This window comes from Bradyrhizobium sp. (assembly GCF_016462955.1).
GTDB lineage: Bacteria > Pseudomonadota > Alphaproteobacteria > Rhizobiales > Xanthobacteraceae > Bradyrhizobium.
Genome location: NZ_JAEMSD010000697.1, coordinates 1,149 through 2,866 on the forward strand (window position 1 = coordinate 1,149; position 1,718 = coordinate 2,866).

2 protein-coding genes are annotated in these 1,718 nt (G+C 63.9%); both read right to left on the minus strand.

Going from position 1 to position 1,718, the window contains the following annotated elements; translation table 11 throughout:
- The coding region (locus JHD07_RS37025) for an AMP-binding protein (protein WP_366865834.1) at positions 1 to 464 on the minus strand (464 nt) is incomplete at its 3' end.
- A gap of 121 nt (positions 465 to 585) precedes the next feature.
- Complete coding sequence (locus tag JHD07_RS37030; RefSeq protein WP_028139142.1) at positions 586 to 1,353, minus strand: SDR family oxidoreductase; 768 nt, start codon at positions 1,351 to 1,353, stop codon at positions 586 to 588.
- Positions 1,354 to 1,718 lie beyond the last annotated feature (365 nt).

Below are 1,718 nucleotides of genomic sequence, written 5' to 3' on the forward strand. Positions count from 1 at the left end.
AAGTGGATGTCGCCGAGCGACAGCAGCGCGCCGCGGGGACGGCCACCGACGGCTGCCGTATGAATGATCATGAAGCCCGCATCGCCGACTACCGACGTGGACGGCAGCGGCGTATCGCTCGCCGAGAGTTGCGAGAACGGCGTCAGCGCGGGATGTGCGGCACCGATACCGAAATAATATCGTGCTGAGGGCAACGACCCCTGCTGGGCCACGATCGCCTCGTGATAGTCGGCGCCCGCAATGACGACCACAGGCGCACCGTCGGCGAGGACATAGGCGATCTCATCCGGTTGCAAGCGAAAGTTGACCGGCAGCAGGATGGCTCCGAGCAGCGCCACCGCCCCAATCAGTTCGACCATCTCCATGCAGTTCTGCGAGAGGATGCCGATGCGATCGCCCGGCTTCACGCCAAGGCTGGCGAGACCGCCCCGCCAACCGCTCGATACTGCGGAGATATTCCGCATGCGTCACCCGCCTGCCATCGACGATGAAGGCGGTTCGACCGGGATAACATTCGGCATTGCGGCGATAGACATCGCCAAACGTCACGCTTCTCAGGCTCATCGCACCATTCCCGAACGAGGATCAACCATGCATCGTCAAGCCGCCGGACACGCTGATGGTTTGTCCGGTGATGAAACCGGCATCGTCGCTCAGCAGGAAGGCGATCATGCCGGGATAATCGTCCGGCTGGCCGAGCCGCCGCAGCGGAATCGCGCGCGCGAGTCCTTCGGCGATCTTGCCGCCGGTCGGCGAGCTCTTGGTGAAGGCGTCGAACAGCGGCGTATCGGTCGGACCCGGGCACACCACGTTGAGGATGATGTTCTTGCGCGCCAGTTCGCGCGCCACCGTCTTGGTGAACGAGATCAAGCCGCCCTTGCAGGCCGAATAAACGGCTTCGCCGGAGGAGCCGACCCGGCCCGCGTCGGAGGCAACGTTGACCACGCGCCCGAAGCCGCGCTCGACCATCCGCTTGACCACGACGTGATGCAGGTTGAGCGGGCCGTAGAGGTTGATGCCGATCACCTTGTCCCAGAACGCGCGGTCGGTATCGAGGAACGGCACCGGGATATCCCAGCCGGCGACGTTGGCCAGCAGCTCGGTCGGGCCTGCCGCTGCCTCAAACTTGTCGGTGGCGGCTGCGACCGCGTCGCGATCGGTGATGTCGACCTGATAGGCCAGCACGCGGCCGGGCTTGCCGGCGGCGAGCCGCGCCGTGTCTTCGGCACCGGTCAAATTCTGGTCGAATATTCCGACGACGCATCCCTCGTCGGCGAGCCGCAGCGTCGTCGCCCGGCCGATGCCGCTGGCGCCGCCGGTCAGAATGACCCTTCGTCCATCAAGTCCACGCATATGATCCTCCCGTTTTCGTTCTTGTTGGTATCGTTATCGTCCCTGAAAGCGCGGACTGCGCTTTTCGCGAAACGCCTTGATGCCTCCTTCGCATCCGCGGTTTTCGCGATTGACGCAAGGGTCTGCGCCTCGTCCTCCAACTGCTTTCGAAAGTCCCGCTTGGCGCCGCCAGGAACAGTCGCTTTATATCGCCATAGACCTCGGCCGGACCCGATGCCTCTACTTCCGCAAGCACCTTGTCGTCATCGACCACGACATCGACGAACCCTGCCGACAAGACGGCATCGGCATTCAGCGTCTCGGCCAGCAGAAAGAAGCGCTGGGCGCGCGGAGCCCATGCGTGCCGTCAACGTCATGTTTGAGCC

Coding starts and splice junctions, on each gene's coding strand:
- JHD07_RS37030 (WP_028139142.1), bottom strand. CDS start 1,353: ATGCGTGGACTTGATGGACGAAGGGTCATTCTGACCGGCGGCGCCAGC.